The following is a 16,759-nucleotide window of genomic DNA, read 5'->3' as shown; positions in this document are numbered from 1 at the left end:
GTTCGGCGGGTGCCGTGGTCGTGGATCGAGCAGACGAAGCCCGGCGGAATCATCCTCACGCCATGGGACAGCCCGATGCTCTGCTGGGGCCACCCAGAAGGGACCACCACCGATGGCGTCCAGCACCAGGTTCGCCGCAGCCGTCGCGGCTGCCGTCCTCTCCCTCGTCGGATCCGCCCCGGCCGCCTCCGCCGAACCGCCACCCGGCATCTACTGGACCCCCGCACGCCTGGCCGCCGCGCTCCCCCTCCCCACCGAGGCCACCTCCCCCACCGCCGACGGCCCCCGCCCCGGCGAGTTCATTCCGCCGAGCCATAGCTTCGACGGCATCCCGCAGGCCGGCGCGTTCTTCTGGACGGACGCCGACGGCACCGGCCGCACCTGCAGCGGCTCCGTGGTGCACAGCCCGGGCCGCGGCCTGGCCCTGAGCGCGGGGCACTGCCTCAAGGGCTACGCGGGCCGGGCCCCGAAGCGGCACCTGGCGTTCGTGCCGCAGTACCACGAGGGGCTCACGCCCTTCGGAGTCTTCCCGGTCGAACCCAACGGCGTCTACGTCGCCCAGGAGTACTACGACCGGGGTGAACACACGGGCGCCGCCTACGACTTCGGCTTCGCGGTGACCGGCCCCAACCAGGACGGGCAGCGGCTCGAGGACGCGGCGGGCGCGGTGCACCTGCTCACCGGCACCGGGTACGTCCACGCCCCGGTCCGGATGATCGGGTACCCGGGCGGCGCGCAGAAGCCGCTGGAGTGCCTGAGCTGGACGACCCGCTGGGCCAGCGACGATCCCGCCGATCCCGGCACCTTCGCCCGCATCGCGTGCGACGCCTTCACGGGCGGGACCTCGGGCGGCCCGATGCTGGTGCCGTGGCCGGGCGGCTGGGCGGTGATCGGGGTGATCGGCGGCTACCACACCGGCGGCAACACCCCCCAGGTGTCCTACAGCGCCCCCTTCGGTCCGGCCGTCCGAGCCCTGTACGAGGCCGCCGTCAGCGGCGCACCACCGGCCGGCCCGGCGTCATGAGCCGAGCCCGGCGCCCGCCGGCGGATCAGCCGGAGGAACAGTTCGAAAAGTTGTACGGAAAACCGTGCAACCTTTCCCCCTCTTCACGTCATCGATCAAGAGAGAGCTCTGTTTGCTCGAAACTGTCGGCCGAGAGAAGGGGAATCCGTGCGGACTGCTCGCGGTGCGGTCGTCCTGTTGGCCGTGGGGGTCGTCGCCTCCCTCACGCTCACCATGGGGGACTCCTTCTCGCAGAGCAGACCGAACGCCGCCGCCCCCGACCCGGCCGTCCCGGAGGCGGGCCCCGACGACACCCCGGCCCCCGCCCCCACCCCCACCCCGGCACCGACACCCACCTGGGACGGCCAGGTCCACGTGCTCGGGGACGGCTCCACCTCCTACACCGGCCCGCAGCCCAAGCAGCCGAAGCCGGAGAAGCTGAAACCGGGCGAGAAGCCGCCGCAGTTCGTCGTGTTCTCCTGGGACGGCGCCCTGGAGGGCGACGACCACCTGTTCTCCCGCTTCCGCAAGCTGGGCGCGGACAACAACGCCCAGATGACGTACTTCCTGAGCGGCCTCTACACCCTGCCCAAGTCCAAGCGCGCGCTCTACCACCCGCCCCAGCACGACCCGGGCTCCGCGTCCATCGACTACGCGACCGACGCCCACATCAAGGACACCCTGGAGCAGCTGCGCCTCGCCTGGCTGGACGGCAACGAGATCGGCACCCACTTCAACGGGCACTTCTGCGGCGCCAAGGGCGGAGGCGAGTGGAGCACCGACGAGTGGAAGAGCGAGCTCGACCAGGCCGTCTCCTTCGTGACCAACTGGAAGACCAACACCGCCCTCAAGGACGTGCCGCCGCTGCCCTTCGACTACACGAAGGAGCTGGTCGGCGGCCGCGCCCCCTGCCTGGAGGGGCAGAAGAACCTCCTCCCGGCCGAGAAGGCCGCGGGCTTCCGCTACGACGCCAGCTCCCCGGGCGAGTTCCAGGTCTGGCCGACCAAGAAGGGCGGCATCTGGAACTTCCCGCTCCAGATGCTGCCCTTCCCGGCCAAGTCCTCCCAGGGCCTGTCGATGGACTTCAACTTCCTCGCCGGCCAGTCCGGGAACACCACCAAGGGCGACCCGAGGAAGTACGCCGACTGGGAGAAGGAGGCCCGGGACAGCTACCTCGCCGGCTTCAACCGGGTCTACAACGGCAGCCGCGCCCCGCTGTTCATCGGCAACCACTTCGAGGACTGGAACGGCGGCATCTACATGGAGGCCGTCGAGGACGTGGTGAAGAACGTCTGCCACCAGGACGGCGTCCGCTGCGTCTCGTTCCGCCAGGTCGCCGACTGGCTGGACGCCCAGGACCCGAAGGTCCTCGACAAGCTCCGCCAACTCGACCCCGGCCAGCCGGGCGACTGGTCCCGCCTGGTCAAGTGACCCGCGCTCAGCCCGTGCGGCGCGCCAGCGCCAGCACGCTCAGGCCGAACATCAGCACCCCCAGCGGCAGGTGGACCGCCGGGACGTGGGCGATGCCGAGCACGACCTGGAGCGAGGCCAGGACCAGGAACCCCGCCGCCTCCCCCACCGGCCGCAGCGGCCCGCCGCCCGGCTTCCAGGCCAGCACCGCCGCGAGCAGGTACAGCATCGACGCCCCGTACATCACCCGGGCCCCGACGCCGTGCAACGTCTCCCCGTAGGAGGTGGTCAGCAGCAGGCCGGCCGAGACCGCCTGGAGGAATATCGTCAGGGTCTGCAGGGCGATCGCGGCCCGCAGGAGCGGGAAGCCGTGCTGCGCCGTCGTCGTCGGGGTGGCCATCTCGTGGTCCTCTTCTCCGCCCGTGGGCAGTGGATCGGTAGGGTCTCACCAACCCGACGACGCGGGCCCACGAAAGGTAAGGCGACAGCATGGCGGCAGAGCGGACGGGCACCGACGGGGCGGCCGGCGAGCGGCGCCAACTGCTCAACGTCGCCTACCGGCTGCTCGGCTCACTGACCGAGGCCGAGGACGCCGTACAGGAGGCGTACGCGCGCTGGTACGCCCTCCCGGCGGGCCGGCGGCAGGAGGTGCTGGCCCCCGGCGCCTGGCTGACCACCGTCACCGGCCGCGTCTGCCTGGACGTCCTCGGCTCGGCCCGGGCCCGGCGGGAACGCTACGTCGGCGCCTGGCTGCCCGAACCGCTGCCCGGCCCCGGCCATCACGCCTTCACCGCCGACGCCGTCGACATTGCCGGCGCCGTCGACACTGCCGGCGCCGTCGACACTGCCGACATCGCCGACCAGATCGTCCTGGACGAATCGGTGGAGATGGCCTTCCTCGTCGTCCTGGAGTCGATGACCCCCGCCGAGCGGGTGGCTTTCGTCCTGCACGACGTCTTCCGCTACCCCTTCGCCGAGATCGCCGCCGTTCTCGGCCGCAGCCCGGCGGCCTGCAAGCAGTTGGCCTCCTCCGCCCGCCGCCGGATCGGCACCGCCCCGGCCTCGGCGGCAGCCGCAGCGCCGGCCACGGCGCGGGCCGGCACCGTACGGCGGGTCAAGGAGGCCTGGCAGAGCAAGGACATCGCGGCGCTGGTCGCCGTCCTCGACCCGGCCGCCGTGCTGACCGCCGACGGCGGAGGCCTGGCCGGCGCCGTGCTGCGCCCGGTCGAGGGCGGCACGCTGATCGCCCAGTACATGCTGGCCGTCGCCGATCGGGCCCCCGGGCTGGAACTCCTGGAACGCCCGGTCAACGGCACGCCGGGCCTGGTGGCCCGACGCGCCGGCGCCGTGCTGACGGTGGCCTCCTTCGACCTCGCCCCGGACGGCCGGGTCTCCCGGATCTGGGTGGTCCGCAACCCGGAGAAGCTCCGCCCGTGGGCCCGTTGAGCGGCGGTCACCGCCCGGCGCCGGGCAGGGCCTACCCGGCGGTCTTCATGAACGACGCCCAGACCCGGCCCGGCAGTTCGGAGTCCAGGGTGTCCGGGGCGGCTCCGCCGACCCCCTCCAGCGACAGCAGCTTCATGTCCTTCAGATCCGCCCGGAAGACGGTGACCGCCGTCGACAGCTGCCCGTTGTAGCCGACGGTCCACCCTGCGGTCCGGTCCGGGGTGGTGCCGGGCTTCGCGGCCAGGCCCGGGCCGGCCGCCGCCATCGCCTGGGCGCTGCCGCCGCGGACCGCGCCCTTGAGCGCCGTGTCCACGTCGGCCGCCACGGCCGCGGGCAGGACCTGGACGGCGGTGGGCAGGCGCAGGTCGACGGGAGCGCCGTTGCGGGTGACGCCCAGGACGGAGTAGGGGTCGGTGTGGCTGCCGCCGGCGGCGAAGGCGGCGTAGGCGTCGGCGGCGCGGATCGGGCTCGGGGTGGAGTTGCCGACGCCGAAGGCGGGCACCAGTTCGCCCATGCTGTCGGGGAGCAGGCCCAGGGCCGCCGCGGTCTGCTGCACCTTGTCGAGGCCGACGTCCATGCCGAGCTGCATCATCGGGCCGTTGACGGACTGTTCGACCGCGCTCCGCAGGCTGACCTGGCCCCAGTTGCGCTTGCCGTCGTTGGCGGTCTTCACGATCTTCCCGTCCCGCCCCCAGTACGGCCCCTCCGGGGTCATCACGTTGACGCCGTTGTCGCCGTCGTAGGCGGTGCCGGGCGTCACCGGGGTCCGGTTGCCGCCGCGCTGGCGCTGCACGCCCTGGCTGAGCCCGGCGGCGTACACCAGCGGGGTGAAGGCCGAACCCATGGGCACGGTCGAGGCGTTGGCGTTGTTGAAGCCCTGCTTGCGGTAGTCGGGGCCGCCGTAGAGGGCGACGATCCGCCCGTCGAGGGCGACCGAGGCGGCGCCGACCTTGAGGAGCTTGTCGGCCTCGCGGTTGTCGGGGTCGACGCCCTTGGTGGCCTCCTGGACGGCCGCGGCGAGGGCGTTGACCCTGGTCTTCTCGAAGGTGGTGCGGATCTGGTAGCCGCCGAGGTCGAACTGGGCCGGGGTGATGTCGCTGTGGCTCTCCACGAAGCTCCTGGACAGGTCGACCAGGTACCCGATCTGCCCGCCGAGCCCTGCTGCCTTGGGCGGTGTCCGGGGTTCGGGGAACACCGTGTACCGGGCCCGCTCGGCGGCGGAGAGCTTGCCGGTGGTGACCATCCGGTCCAGGATCCAGGACCACCGCTCCACGGCCCGGTCGTGGTTGTCGGCGCTCAGCGCCGGGTCGTACTGCCCGGCCCCCTTCAACAGGGCGGCCAGGAAGGCCCCTTCGCTGGGGTCGAGCTGCGACACGTCCTTGCCGTAGTAGGCGGCCGCGGCGCGCTCGATGCCGTAACTGCCGCGCCCGAACCAGCTGGTGTTCAGGTAGCCGGCCAGGATGTCCTGCTTGCTCATCCGCCGGCCCAGCTTGACCGCGATGACCATCTCGCTGAGCTTGCGGGAGACGTCCTGGCGCTGGTTCAGGTAGATGTTCTTGACGTACTGCTGGGTGATGGTCGAGCCGCCCTGGGTGTCGCCGCCGGTGGCCATCTCGTAGACGGCGCGGCCGATGCCGCTGACGGAGACCCCCGGGTCCGAGTAGAAGGTCTCGTTCTCGGCGGACAGCACTGCCCACTGCACGGACTCCGGAACCTGGCCCAGCGGCACCTCCTGCCGGTTGGTCTCGCCGATCCGGGCCATCTCGGTGCCGTCCGCCCAGTAGTAGACGTTGTTCTGCTGGGTGGCGAAGGCGTTCAGGTCCTCCGGGACCTCGGTGGTCGCGTAGAACCAGCCCGCCAGGGCGGTCAGCGCCGCCGTCCCGAGACCGGTCGTCAGGAGCAGCTGCCGCCACGAGGGGAGCCAGCGGCGGACCCCGCGCCGCCCGCGCCGGGGGTAGTCGATCCGGCGCAGCGGACCCCGCCGTCGGCGTCCGGGCTCCTCCTCCTCGGTTTGCCCACCCCGCTCGGCTTCCCCACCCCGCTGTGCACGCATCCGGTCTCCGATCTCCTGGGACGTCCCCCTCCACTCCGTTAGACGCCGAATCGGCCCTCTTCCGGACGCGCGAAACGGGTGTGATCATGCTCATATCGGGAAGGGGAACCCTTTCCACTCCGGCCCGGAGCACGGACAGCGCGGCGTCCGTCGGACCGTCCGACCCCGCGCCGCCTGCGGCCTACCGCCACAATGTCGCCATGAGGTTGATCCACACCCTGCTCGGCGTGCTGCTGCTCCTGCTCGTCGTGGGCAGCATCCTGCGCACCCTGGTCGTCCCCCGGGGGCTCTACTCGGCCCTGGTGTTCCGGCTCTGGGCCGTGCTGCGCACCACGCTGCGGCTGTGGGCCGCGCCCTTCGGCACCTACCGGGCGCAGGACCGCGCACTGACCTGGCTGGCGCCGCTGGTGCTGCTCGGCATGCTCACGGTGTGGCTCAGCGGGATGCTGGTCGCCTACACCCTGCTGCTGCACGGCACCTCGGAACTCAGCTGGTCGGTGTCCATCCGGGAGGCCGGATCCAGCCTCTTCACCCTCGGGTACGCCAGCGGCGAACGGCTCCAGCTCTCCGCCATCGACTTCATGGCCGCCGCCAGCGGCCCGCTGGTGATCGCCCTGCAGATCGCCTACCTGCCGACCCTGTACGCGGCCTACCAGCGGCGCGAGACCGAGGTGACGCTGCTGCAGTCCCGGGCCGGCGAACCCGCCTGGGGCCCGGAGCTGCTCGCCCGTCAGTCCCTGGTCGACACCGAGACCGCGCTCCCCCAGCTCTACCGCGACTGGGAGCGGCTGGCCGCCGACATCGGCGAGAGCCACTCCAACTACCCGGTGCTGCTGGCCTTCCGCTCGCCCCAGCCCAACCGCAGCTGGGTGGTCGGGCTGATCGCGGTGATGGACGCCGCGGCCCTCCACCTCGCCCTCTGCCCGCGCTCGGCCCCGCCCGAGGCCCGGCTGGTGGTCCGGGCCGGCTTCACCGCGATGCGCGACATCGGCCGCGCACTGCGGATCGACTTCGACGCCGACCCGGACCCGGACACCCCGATCCGCCTCAGCTACGCCGAGTACCTGGGCGCCGTCGCGATGATCACCGCAGCGGGCTTCCCGCGCGAGCGCCCGACCGAGGACGCCTGGCTGCACTTCCGCGGCTGGCGGGTCAACTACGAGGCCCTCGCATACGAGCTGGCCCGCCGCGGCGACGCCGTCCCCGCCCTGTGGACCGGCCCGCGCGACTTCCGCGCCCCGGTCATCCCCCCGGCCCGGCCGACCGACCGCCGCCCGGAGTCCTCCGCGCCCGGGCTGCCGCCCGCCTGAACCGGTCGGACACGCCCCGTGCCGCCGCCTCACCGGCCGCCCTGACCACGCCGGCCTCGGCGGCGCTCCAGTACGCCGGGTGGCTCTCCGGCGGGATGTCCCGGATGTGCCGACCGCCGGGCAGCTCCGCCTTCCACAGCGGCGAGCCGGCCGCCAGCCAGAGCAGCGGCCCGTCCGGGCCGCACTCGACCACCCGCATCGGCAGGCAGCTGGTCAGCTGCCCGCCGAAGTGGAAGTTCCAGCGCAGTACCTGCCCCGGGGCGTGGTCCACGGGCCTCACACCTTCACCGGGCCGCCGACGGCCAGGGAGCGCTCGGCGCCCGCCAGGATCTCCACCACGCGCAGGCCGAAGCCCGCCCCGCAGGGGTGCGCCTCGCCCGTGGCGGCGGAGGCCAGCAGGGCGTCCACGGCCCGGTGCAGGGCCACCGTCGGGCCCTCGCCGCGCTCGGGCAGCTGCGCCACCCCGTGCTCGCCGCGCAGCTCCATCGCGACGCCGCCGCCCGCGCGCGGGGCGGTGAGGCTCAGCGCCAGCGTGCTGGAGGCGCCGCCGGTGTGCCGGAGCACCAGGTGGACGGTGTCCAGCGGGCCGCCGACGGCCGTGACCTCGGTCGCGTCGCCCAGCACCGGCAGCAGGACGGACAGCGCGTGCGGGCCGACGTCCCACAGCGCGCCCTTGTCCCTGCGCCAGGGCGAGGCCGCGTACGGGCTGGTGCTGCCCGGGGCGAACACCGAGCCGAGCCAGTCGGAGCGGCCGGTGAACCAGCCGCCGAGCTCCGCCTGCCGCTCGATCCACGGGATCTGCTCGCCGCCGAAGCGGACGGTGAAGAACACCACCGAGGCGACGCCGTGCCCGCGCACCGCCTCGGCCACCGCGCGGGCGTCCGGCACGGTGAACGCGACCGGCTTGTCCAGCAGCAGGTGGCAGCCGGCCTCGGCGGCCCGGACCGCGAGCCCGGCCTGGACGGACGGCGGCAGGGCGATGGAGACGGCGTCCACCCCGGCCAGCAGCCGGTCGAGGTCGCCGTACCCGGGCACGCCGTGGGCGGCGCCGAGCGCCTCGGCGGCCTCCGGTCGGCGGCCCCAGACGCCGGTGAACTCCAGCCCGGGGTGCTCGGCGAGCACGGGTGCGTGCACCCGCTCCGCCCAGGTGCCGGTGCCCAGCAGTCCGATCCGCACGATGTCTCCGTTCCTCGGTGTGCCGCGCGGGCCGCGCGCCCGGCTGCCGCAGCCGGGCGCGTTCCCGCAGGTCGGCCCCGAGCGTATCGGCCGAGCGGCTCCGCCCGCCGGGGCCGCTCCACCGCAGAGCCGGACGTAGCGCGGAAGACCGGCCGCGACGCGGAAGAGCCGACCCGCGGCCAGGCCGCGGGTCGGCTCGTGCACGGCCGCTCCCGGTGGGCGGCCCTGCGGTGTCACTCGGCGGCGGGCGCCTTCACGGCCGCACCGGCCGCGCCAGTCGCAGCGGCCTCGGCGGCCTTGGCCGCCTCCTCCGCCTCGATCTTGGCGTGGGTCTTGGCCGCCCGGCGCTTCATCACCCAGGCCGAGACAGCCCCGATCACCACCGCGGCCGCCAGGCCCGCCCAGGAGAACCGGGACAGCCAGGGCTCGATGGCCTTGCCGACCTTGTAGACCAGCAGCGTCGTACCGCCGGCCCAGATCACGCCGCCCAGCACGTTGGCGATCAGGAACTTCCAGTACGGCATCTTCAGCGCGCCCGCCAGCGGACCGGCGAAGATGCGCAGCAGGGCGATGAAGCGGCCGAAGAAGACCGCCCACATGCCCCACTTCTGGAAGGAGCGCTCGGCGGTGGCCAGGTGGGCGGGCCCGAAGTGCTTGGGGAACTTCCGTCCGAGCTTCTCGAAGAGCGGCTTGCCCCCCTTGCGGCCGATCGAGTAGCCGATCGAGTCGCCGATGATCGCGCCCGCGATCGCGCAGGCCGCGATCCCCCACGGGCTCACCACACCCTTGACCGCCATCAGGGACGCCGTGACCAGCGCGATCTCGCCGGGCAGCGGGATGCCCAGCGATTCGATCCCGATGATCAGGCCGATCAGGGCGTACACCGTGGTCGGTGGGACGCTCTCGATCCAGGCGTCGATGTGCAAGGCCAGTACCTCCGTGGCAGGTCGGGGCGGGGCCGGCTCCCCGTGGAGCCGCACGCCCGTCCCGGCGGTTGTCCGATGGCGGCACCCTGGCCGCTCCCCCCGGGGCGCAGCCTAACGTGCCGGGCGGCCCGTCCCCCTGGCCGATCACCCGTCGTTACGACGTACGTCCCGACACCCATAGTTCCAGGCCGACCAGCCTTTCTTCAAGATTCGGTAAAACGCAGTGCGACCACCGACGGTCGCTGCTTGATCGTGCGCGCGAGCGGCAGCAGGGCCCGCAGCAGTCCGCGCCCGCCCTCCGGGTACACCTCCCGCACGTCGGTGACCGCCGGGTGCGCCTGCGCCAGCTGGTCCAGCTCGTCGGCGTCCATGCCGAAGGGCATCGGCGGCGCCTGGTAGTACCGGTCCCGCAGCTTCCCCGCCACCGCCCGGCGGCCGGCCCAGCGCGGCACCGCGTCCAGCACCAGAGCGCCGCCCGGGAAGCGGCCGGCGCAGGCGGCGATCAGCTCGCGGACCTCGGTCGGCCGCAGGTACATCAGCAGGCCCTCGGTGGTGATCAGCACGCCGCGGGCCGGGTCCGGGTCCACCTCGTCCATCCAGCGCGGGTCGGTGGCCGAGCAGGCGAGGATCCGGTGCCGCTCGTCCGGCGGCAGCAGCCGCTCCCGCAGCCGCGCCGTCTCGGGCAGGTCCACCGACAGCCAGCTCGCCCGGCCGTTGTCCACCCGCCAGGCCTGGGTCTCCAGCCCGTCGCCGAGGCCGACCACCGTGCCCCGCGGGTACCGGTCCAGGAAGTCCGCGACCTCCCGGTCGAAGCAGGCCGCCCGCAGCGCCTGCAACTGACTCACCAGCGGCGACTCCCCGAAGCGCGCCGCGAACGGGAAGTCGATCCGCCCCACCAGCCCGACCGCCACCGGGTCGTGCAGCACCGCGTCGGGCCGCCGGGCTTCCACCGCCCGGTGCCACAGCGTCCACAGCGCCGTCTCCGGCACCTGCCCCAACTCCGGCCGTTCCCCGCCGCCCATCGCTCACTCCTTCGGACGTGCACCGCGCTCCGGCATGAACCCGCCGATTCTGACACCCGCCCCGCACCCTCTTCTCCGGCGACGCGCCGCGGGGCGGCGGCCCGCCTGCGGCCCGGTGTCAGTGGCGGAACACTCCAAGACCGACTCGTGATCGTTGTGCCCGGTGACGGCCGCTGCCCGCCTCCGTCCTGTCCGAGACTGGCAGCACGCGGCGGCCCGGCAGGGCGCCGCTCCCGCCTTCCGGCCACCCAAGGACTGCCATCTTGAGCGAGCGCGTTCTCATCCCCCGCAACCGGGGGTTCCTCTTCCTCGACTCCCACCCGGCGGGCTGCGAGCGGCTGGTGGCCGACATGTGGCGGGACTGCCCCGACCCGGCCGAACTCCCGGACGGCGAGGGGCCGGTGGCCCTGATCATCGGCTCCTCGGCCGGGTACGGCCTGGCCGCCGCCGTCGCCGGGCTCAAGCGGGCCGGCATCCGCGGCATCCTGGTCTCCTTCGAGAAGGCCCCCACCGAACGCCGCACCGGCACGGCCGGCTGGTACCGCACCGCCGCCACCGCCGAACTCGCCCGCGCCGCCGGGCGGGACCTGGTCTTCCTCAACGGCGACGCGTTCTCCGACGCGCTGAAGGACCAGGTAGCCGACCTGATCGAGCAGCGCTTCGGCGGCCGGCTGGACCACCTGGTCTACTCGGTGGCCGCGCCCCGGCGCACCGACCCCGACACCGGCACCACGTACGCCTCCGTCCTCAAGCCGATCGGCCGGACCGACCGCACCAGGACGCTGGTCTTCGACGATCAGGGCCGTCCCGAGGTGCGCGAGGTCGAGACCGCCCCGGCCGGGGGCGACGACATCGAGCAGACCGTGGCCGTGATGGGCGGCGCGGACTGGGAACGCTGGATCGACCACCTGACGGAACGGGGACTGCTCGGCGAGGGCTTCACCACCGCCGCGCTCTCGTACATCGGCTCCCCGCTGACGGCGGCGATCTACCGGCAGGGCACCATCGGCGCGGCCAAGGCCCACCTGGAGGCCACCGCCCGCACCCTGGACGAGCGGCTCGGCAGGGCGGTGGGCGGACGGGCCGTCACCTCCGTCAACGGCGCCGCCGTCACCCAGTCCTCCACCGCCGTCCCCGGCATCGCCCTGTACACCGGGCTGCTGCGCGGCGTCCTCGGCGCGGGCATGGTCCCGCCGGTGCACCAGCTCGCCGCCCTGTGGGACCAGCTCACCGGCGCCGCCCCGCTCGTCCTGGACGACGAGGGCCGGGTACGTCTGGACGGCTGGGAGCTCGCCGACGGCGTCCAGGCCGCCGTCGCCGAACGCTGGGCGGCCGCCACCACCGACACCGTGGCCGACCTCGCCGACCTCGACTGGTTCCACGCCGAGGTGCAGCGCCTGTACGGCTTCGCCGTCCCGGGCGTCGACTACACCGCCCCGGTGGCCACCGACGTCCCCTGGCCCGGCCCCGCCTCCTGATTGGAGGCGAGGTCTGCGCAGGGGTCCGGGGCCGAGCGGCTGGGGGCTCCGCGCCGTGCCGGCCGTCATCGACAGCGCGGCCTGGCGGGAGTGCTCCGCCGTCAGCCCACGCTGAACGCGCCGTCCGGCGGGGGCGGGGAGTCGGTGGCGTCCGCGTCGGTGACCGGGGCGGTCCGGCCGACCAGGGCGGCCAGCTGCTCGCCGTCGGTGAGCCGGGCCGGGAAGACGTCGCCCGCCAGCAGCCGGGTCAGCTCCGCCACCGGCAGCGGCGCCGTGGAGCCGGCCAGCAGGATGTTGCCGTACCGGCGACCGCGCAGCACCGGGGCCTCCGCGACCAGGCAGACGTACGGGAACACCGCCCGCACCGTGGCCGCCTGGGCCTTGGCGAAGGCCAGCGGCGGGCCGTCCGCCAGGTTGGCCGCGTAGCAGCCGCCGGGGCGCAGCGCCGTCGCCGCCAGGCGCAGGAACTCCACCGAGGTGAGGTGCGCCGGGGTGCGGGAGCCGTGGAAGACGTCCGCGATCAGCAGGTCCTGCGAGTCGGCCGGGGTGGCGGCCAGCGCCTCCCGGGCGTCGCCGACCGTCGCCGTGACATCCGCGCCCGGGCCCTGCCAGGGCAGGTGCTCGGCGACCAGCGCCAGCAGCGGACCGTCCACCTCCACCACCCGCTGGCGCGAGCCGGGCCGGGTGGCGGCCAGGTAGCGCGGCATGGTGAGCGCGCCGCCGCCCAGGTGCAGCACGTCCAGCGGGCGGCCGGCGGGCGCCAGGGCGTCGGCGAGGTGGCCGAGCCGACGGGTGTACTCGAACTCCAGGTGGGTCGGGTCGGCGAGGTCGACGTAGGACTGCGGGGTGCCGTCCAGGGTGAGCAGCCAGCCGCCGTCCCGGTCGATGTCGGGCATGAGCTTGGCGAAGCCGAGGTCGGTGCGCCGGCCGACCGGCACCGGCCCGTCCACCTCCGCCTCGTCCCGCACCGACCCGTCCCGCACCGGCTCGTCCGTCACGCGGGCTCCCCCACCGGGCGCACGTCCAGGTAGGCCGCGAGCCAGCGGTCCAGCTCGGCGAACACCTCGGTGCGGGCCTTCTCGCCGGAGAGCACCAGGTCGTGCATGCCGCCCTCGATCCGTACGACCGTGACGTGCCGGCCCAGCCTGGGCCCCTGCGCGGCGATGTCGTCGGCGCGCAGCACCCCGTCCGCGTGGTGCAGGGCGTTGTGCCACTTGGTGGTGGAGACCGACTTCGTCGAGGCCATCAGCAGCACCGGCACGTCGATCCCCAGCCCGTGCCGCAGCTGCCGGTGCCCCTGGTGGATCGCGGCCAGCCAGCCCGCGTACAGCGGGAAGCCCTCGGCGGGCTTGAGGGCGAGGTCGAAGTCCCACTCGCCCTTGTGGTCCTTGTGCAGGCTGTGGGTGTAGTGCGGGTTGAGCGAGGAGGGCAGGATCCGGGTCGGCTTCATCCGCCCGAGCGCCGTCACCACCGGCCCGCCCGCGGTCCGCACGGCCGCCCCGGCGGGCATCGACAGGAACGGGCTGTTCAGGAACAGCCCGTCCACCACCCGGCGCCCGGCCCGGCGGCCCGCCCACAGGGCGCCGACCAGCCCGCCGGTGGAGTGCCCGTTCAGCAGCAGCTGCCGGTGCCCGTCCACCTCCCGGATGATCCGGACGGCCTCGTCGATCTCCTCGTCGTACTCGGCGAGGTCGCGGACGAAGTTCGGCGACTGGTGCGGGCGCAGCGAGCGGCCGTACTTGCGCAGGTCCAGGGCGTAGAACGAGAACCCGAGCGCGGTGTAGTGGTCGGCCAGGTTGGTCTGGAAGAAGTAGTCGTTGTACCCGTGGACGTACAGCACCGCCCGCTCCGCCCCCGGCACCACCCGCCGCACCAGGGTCGCGCAGACCGCACCCTCCTCGTCGGGCCGCAGCGTCAGCTCGGCCGCCTCGTAGGGGGCACCCAGGATGTCTTCCCGAAACTCCATCTGCCGCCGTACCCGTCCCTCTGCTCCGCCCGCCCTCTTCGGCAGGTCACCACCCGTTCCGCCCCCGACCATACCGGCCGGTAGCCCCGGCCCGCGCGGCGGAGGCCGGGGGCCGGGGCGGGCAGCGCGGCCGCGGCGCCCGTCCGCGCCTCCCGGCCGCCTCCCGACCGCTTCTCGTGCGCCTGCTGTGCGCCGGTGGTCATGTGGAACGCTTCCCGGACGGACACGGCGAGTTGGGGAGTCTGCATGCAGCACGGCCACATCGATCCGTCGCTCTACCGTTCGGCCGCCGAGGCGATCGCGGCGCCGCCGGAGCGGCTGGCGTACGTGGCCGGGTTCGACCGGTCGGCCCGGCGGCCGGATGCCCTGCTCACCGTGGACACCGATCCGGCCTCGCCCGACTACGGGAAGGTGCTCAACTTCGCCGAACTTCCCACCCTCGGCGACGAGTTGCACCACTTCGGATGGAACGCCTGCTCCAGCGCCCTGGCGCACGCCTGCCACGAGAACCCGGAGCGGCGGTTCCTGCTGCTGCCGGGGCTGCGCTCGTCGCGGCTGCACGTGATGGACACCCGACCGGACCCGGTGCGCCCCCGACTGGTCAAGACGATCGAGGCGAAGGAGCTGGCGGCGAAGTCGGGCTACTCGCGGCCGCACACCCTGCACTGCGGCCCCGAGGGGGTCTTCCTGTCCTGCCTGGGCTCGGGCGAGGGCGGGGACGGGCCCGGCGGGGTGGCGCTGCTGGACCACACCACCTTCGAGGTGCTGCGCCCCTGGGAGACGGAGCGCGGGCCGCAGCACTTCGCCTACGACGTCTGGTGGCACCTGGGCACCGGCGTCGGGGTGACCAGCGAGTGGGGCACCCCGTGGATGGTCGAGGACGGGGTGCTGCCCGAGCAGCTGCTCGCCCGCAAGTACGGGCACGCGCTGCACTTCTGGGAGCTGGGCACCGGGCGGCACCTCCAGCGGGTCGACCTCGGGGACCAGTACCAGATGGTGCTGGAGCTGCGCCCGGCGCACGACCCGCAGGCCGAGTGGGGCTTCGCCGGGGTGGTGGTGAACGTGGAGGACCTCTCCTCCTCGGTCTGGCTCTGGTACCGGGACGGGCCGGCGTTCACCGCCCGCAAGGTGATCGAGATCCCCGCCGAGCCCGCCCCTGCCGATCAACTCCCGCCCGCGCTGCGGCCGTTCGGTGCGGTGCCGCCGCTGGTCACCGACATCAACCTGTCGGTGGACGACCGCTGGCTGTACGTGTCGGCCTGGGGCACCGGCGAGCTGTTCCAGTACGACGTCTCGGACCCCTTCCGCCCCCGGCGGGCCTCCTCCGTCCGCCTCGGCGGCATCGCCGCCCGGACGCCGCACCCGGCCGAGCCGGGGCGGCCGTTGAGCGGAGCACCGCAGATGGTGGAGATCAGCCGGGACGGGCGGCGGCTCTACCTCACCAACTCCCTCTACGGCGCCTGGGACGACCAGTTCTACCCGGACGGCATCGAGCCCTGGCTGGTGAAGCTGGACGCCGACCCGGTGGCCGGCGGGCTCAGCGTCGACGAGCGGTTCTTCCCGCACGGCGCCGACTTCCGGGGGCTGCGCGTCCACCAGACCCACCTGGCGGGCGGGGACGCCTCCTCGGACTCCTACTGCTACCGGTAGCCGCCACCGGACCGGGCCCTACCGGTGGAGCGCCCGGTCGAACCGGACCCGCGCCAACGGCACTCCCAGCGCGAGGAGTTCGGAGCGCACCGAGGCGATCATACCGGCCGGTCCACTGACGCAGGCGAGGTGCTCGCGCCAGTCCCCCGCCGCCGCGACGGCGTCGGCGAGCCGGCCGGTCGTCACCGGGGTGAGCGACAACCACGGCTTGTGCAGGCCGAGTTCGGACAGCGCCCGCCAGTCGTACAGGTCGGACCGGTCACGGGCGCCGACGAAGAGGTGGACCCGGCGGCCCGGCGGGCGGTGCAGGGCCTGCTGCTCGACGATCGCCTTCATCGGGGCGAGTCCGGTGCCACCTGCGACCAGCAGCAGGTCGCGGGTGTCGCCGTCGGGCAGCAGGCCGCCGCGCGGCGGGCCGAGGCGCAGCCGGTCGCCGACGCCGGTGTGCTCGACGAGCGCCGCGCTCACGCCGCCGGGCCCGGTGCGGCGGACGTGGAACTCCAACTCGTTGTCGCCGCGCGGGGCACAGCCCATCGAGTACTGCCGCCAGGTGTGCGGCAGCGCCGGGTGTTCGACGGTGCCGTACTGCCCGGCCCGGTAGGGGTAGGGCTCCCCGGTGCGCACCCGCACCACGGCGAGGTCGGGGCGGCGGCGCTCGTGGCCGGTCACCACGGCGTGCCAGTACGGGGGTTCGGTGAGCGCCTCGTCGGCACCGGCGACCATCGCACCGACGGCGAAGCGCAGCATCCGTACCCAGGCGGCTTCCAGCTCCTCCGACCAGCGCTCGCCGGCCCGGTGCCGGAGCGCCGCACACAGGGCCTCCTCGAAGGCCTCGTAGTGGACCGGCCGGACGCCCAGCTTCCGGTGGTCCCGGCCGAGTCGGCGGAGCGTCCGGGCGAGTTCGGCGGGCTGGTGCAGACCGTCGATCAGGTGCTCGAAGACGCGTTCCAGGTGGGTCTGCTGGAACTCCATCGCGGCGGGGAAGAGCGCGCGCAGGTACGGGCGGCGGCGGAACATGACCGCGTAGAGCCGGTCGATCAGGTCCGCGAGCGGGGCGACGGCGTCGAGTTCGCGCCGGATCAGCCGCTGGTCCCCGGCGCCGTCGTAGCCCCCGCAGTCGTCGCGGTCGGGCTCGACGCCGGGCCCGGCGCCCGACGGCCCAGCGGGGGTGAGGAGTTGGCGCCGAAGTCGCATGGCGTGGTGACGGGCGATCAGACGGTCGTACTCGGCGGTGGCGGTGGCGGCCGCGGCGGCCTGGCTGCTGTAGTCCATGACCCGCCCAGTCAACTGCCGTTCCGCCGGGGCCGGAAGGGCCGATG

General features: G+C 73.9%; 15 protein-coding genes. 6 read left to right on the top strand and 9 right to left on the bottom strand.

Translation table 11 applies throughout. From position 1 onward, the window contains the following. Nucleotides 1–112 precede the first annotated feature (112 nt). Entirely contained in the window at nt 113–1,024 is a 912-nt protein-coding gene (locus ABTY61_RS04390; RefSeq protein WP_350503399.1) for a trypsin-like serine peptidase, read from the top strand. A 147-nt stretch (nt 1,025–1,171) separates the two neighbouring features. Beyond that, complete coding sequence (locus ABTY61_RS04385; protein ID WP_502895209.1) at nt 1,172–2,434, top strand: polysaccharide deacetylase family protein; 1,263 nt, start codon at nt 1,172–1,174, stop codon at nt 2,432–2,434. A 7-nt stretch (nt 2,435–2,441) separates the two neighbouring features. Here ABTY61_RS04385 and ABTY61_RS04380 read toward each other — a convergent pair whose 3' ends face one another. Next, on the bottom strand, nt 2,442–2,813 hold the full coding sequence (locus ABTY61_RS04380; protein WP_350503398.1) for a hypothetical protein: 372 nt from the start codon (nt 2,811–2,813) through the stop codon (nt 2,442–2,444). Between the two features lie 89 nt (nt 2,814–2,902). On the opposite strand from ABTY61_RS04380, the gene ABTY61_RS04375 reads away from it, so the two are divergent. Then, on the top strand, nt 2,903–3,859 hold the full coding sequence (locus tag ABTY61_RS04375; RefSeq protein ID WP_350503397.1) for a sigma-70 family RNA polymerase sigma factor: 957 nt from the start codon (nt 2,903–2,905) through the stop codon (nt 3,857–3,859). Between the two features lie 31 nt (nt 3,860–3,890). Here the strand turns inward: ABTY61_RS04375 and ABTY61_RS04370 are convergent, their stop codons facing one another. Then, nucleotides 3,891–5,912 (bottom strand): transglycosylase domain-containing protein, encoded by a 2,022-nt coding sequence (locus ABTY61_RS04370; protein ID WP_350503396.1) that lies wholly within the window; start codon nt 5,910–5,912, stop codon nt 3,891–3,893. Nucleotides 5,913–6,112: 200 nt separating this feature from the next. Between ABTY61_RS04370 and ABTY61_RS04365 the strand changes: the two genes are divergently transcribed. Then, the gene (locus ABTY61_RS04365) at nt 6,113–7,222 is read left to right on the top strand and encodes a hypothetical protein (protein ID WP_350503395.1); all 1,110 of its coding nucleotides are present in this window, start codon (nt 6,113–6,115) and stop codon (nt 7,220–7,222) included. Here the strand turns inward: ABTY61_RS04365 and ABTY61_RS04360 are convergent. From ABTY61_RS04360 to ABTY61_RS04345, 4 genes are all read right to left on the bottom strand, one after another. Then, a complete protein-coding gene (locus ABTY61_RS04360; protein WP_350503394.1) occupies nt 7,155–7,493 on the bottom strand; it encodes a hypothetical protein in 339 nt (112 codons plus the stop codon). The two genes, ABTY61_RS04365 and ABTY61_RS04360, sit on opposite strands and share 68 nt — an antisense overlap. A gap of 5 nt (nt 7,494–7,498) precedes the next feature. Then, nucleotides 7,499–8,398, bottom strand: a complete 900-nt coding sequence (locus ABTY61_RS04355; protein WP_350503393.1) for a Gfo/Idh/MocA family protein — start codon at nt 8,396–8,398, stop codon at nt 7,499–7,501. 233 nt (nt 8,399–8,631) lie between these two features. After that, nucleotides 8,632–9,324, bottom strand: a complete 693-nt coding sequence (locus ABTY61_RS04350) for a DedA family protein (protein ID WP_350503392.1) — start codon at nt 9,322–9,324, stop codon at nt 8,632–8,634. 203 nt (nt 9,325–9,527) lie between these two features. Beyond that, nucleotides 9,528–10,346: a class I SAM-dependent methyltransferase gene (locus ABTY61_RS04345; RefSeq protein ID WP_350503391.1), complete on the bottom strand. Its 819-nt coding sequence runs from the start codon at nt 10,344–10,346 to the stop codon at nt 9,528–9,530. Between the two features lie 263 nt (nt 10,347–10,609). Between ABTY61_RS04345 and fabV the strand changes: the two genes are divergently transcribed. Continuing rightward, the gene (gene fabV / locus ABTY61_RS04340) at nt 10,610–11,824 is read left to right on the top strand and encodes an enoyl-[acyl-carrier-protein] reductase FabV (protein ID WP_350503390.1); all 1,215 of its coding nucleotides are present in this window, start codon (nt 10,610–10,612) and stop codon (nt 11,822–11,824) included. Nucleotides 11,825–11,925: 101 nt separating this feature from the next. Here fabV and ABTY61_RS04335 read toward each other — a convergent pair whose 3' ends face one another. Both ABTY61_RS04335 and ABTY61_RS04330 read right to left on the bottom strand, forming a co-directional pair. Next, nucleotides 11,926–12,774 carry a spermidine synthase gene (locus tag ABTY61_RS04335; protein WP_502895213.1) on the bottom strand — a complete coding sequence of 283 codons (849 nt, stop codon included), beginning with the start codon at nt 12,772–12,774 and terminating at the stop codon, nt 11,926–11,928. 44 nt (nt 12,775–12,818) lie between these two features. Continuing rightward, nucleotides 12,819–13,790 carry an alpha/beta hydrolase gene (locus ABTY61_RS04330; RefSeq protein ID WP_350503389.1) on the bottom strand — a complete coding sequence of 324 codons (972 nt, stop codon included), beginning with the start codon at nt 13,788–13,790 and terminating at the stop codon, nt 12,819–12,821. 246 nt (nt 13,791–14,036) lie between these two features. On the opposite strand from ABTY61_RS04330, the gene ABTY61_RS04325 reads away from it, so the two are divergent. Then, the gene (locus ABTY61_RS04325) at nt 14,037–15,440 is read left to right on the top strand and encodes a selenium-binding protein SBP56-related protein (RefSeq protein ID WP_350503388.1); all 1,404 of its coding nucleotides are present in this window, start codon (nt 14,037–14,039) and stop codon (nt 15,438–15,440) included. A gap of 18 nt (nt 15,441–15,458) precedes the next feature. On the opposite strand, the gene ABTY61_RS04320 is transcribed toward ABTY61_RS04325, so the two are convergent. Continuing rightward, nucleotides 15,459–16,712 (bottom strand): globin domain-containing protein, encoded by a 1,254-nt coding sequence (locus ABTY61_RS04320; RefSeq protein ID WP_350503387.1) that lies wholly within the window; start codon nt 16,710–16,712, stop codon nt 15,459–15,461. Nucleotides 16,713–16,759 lie beyond the last annotated feature (47 nt).

It is taken from the genome of Kitasatospora sp. NPDC096128, from assembly GCF_040303105.1.
Lineage (GTDB): Bacteria > Actinomycetota > Actinomycetes > Streptomycetales > Streptomycetaceae > Kitasatospora.
This window is presented reverse-complemented; position numbering and strand designations above follow the sequence as displayed.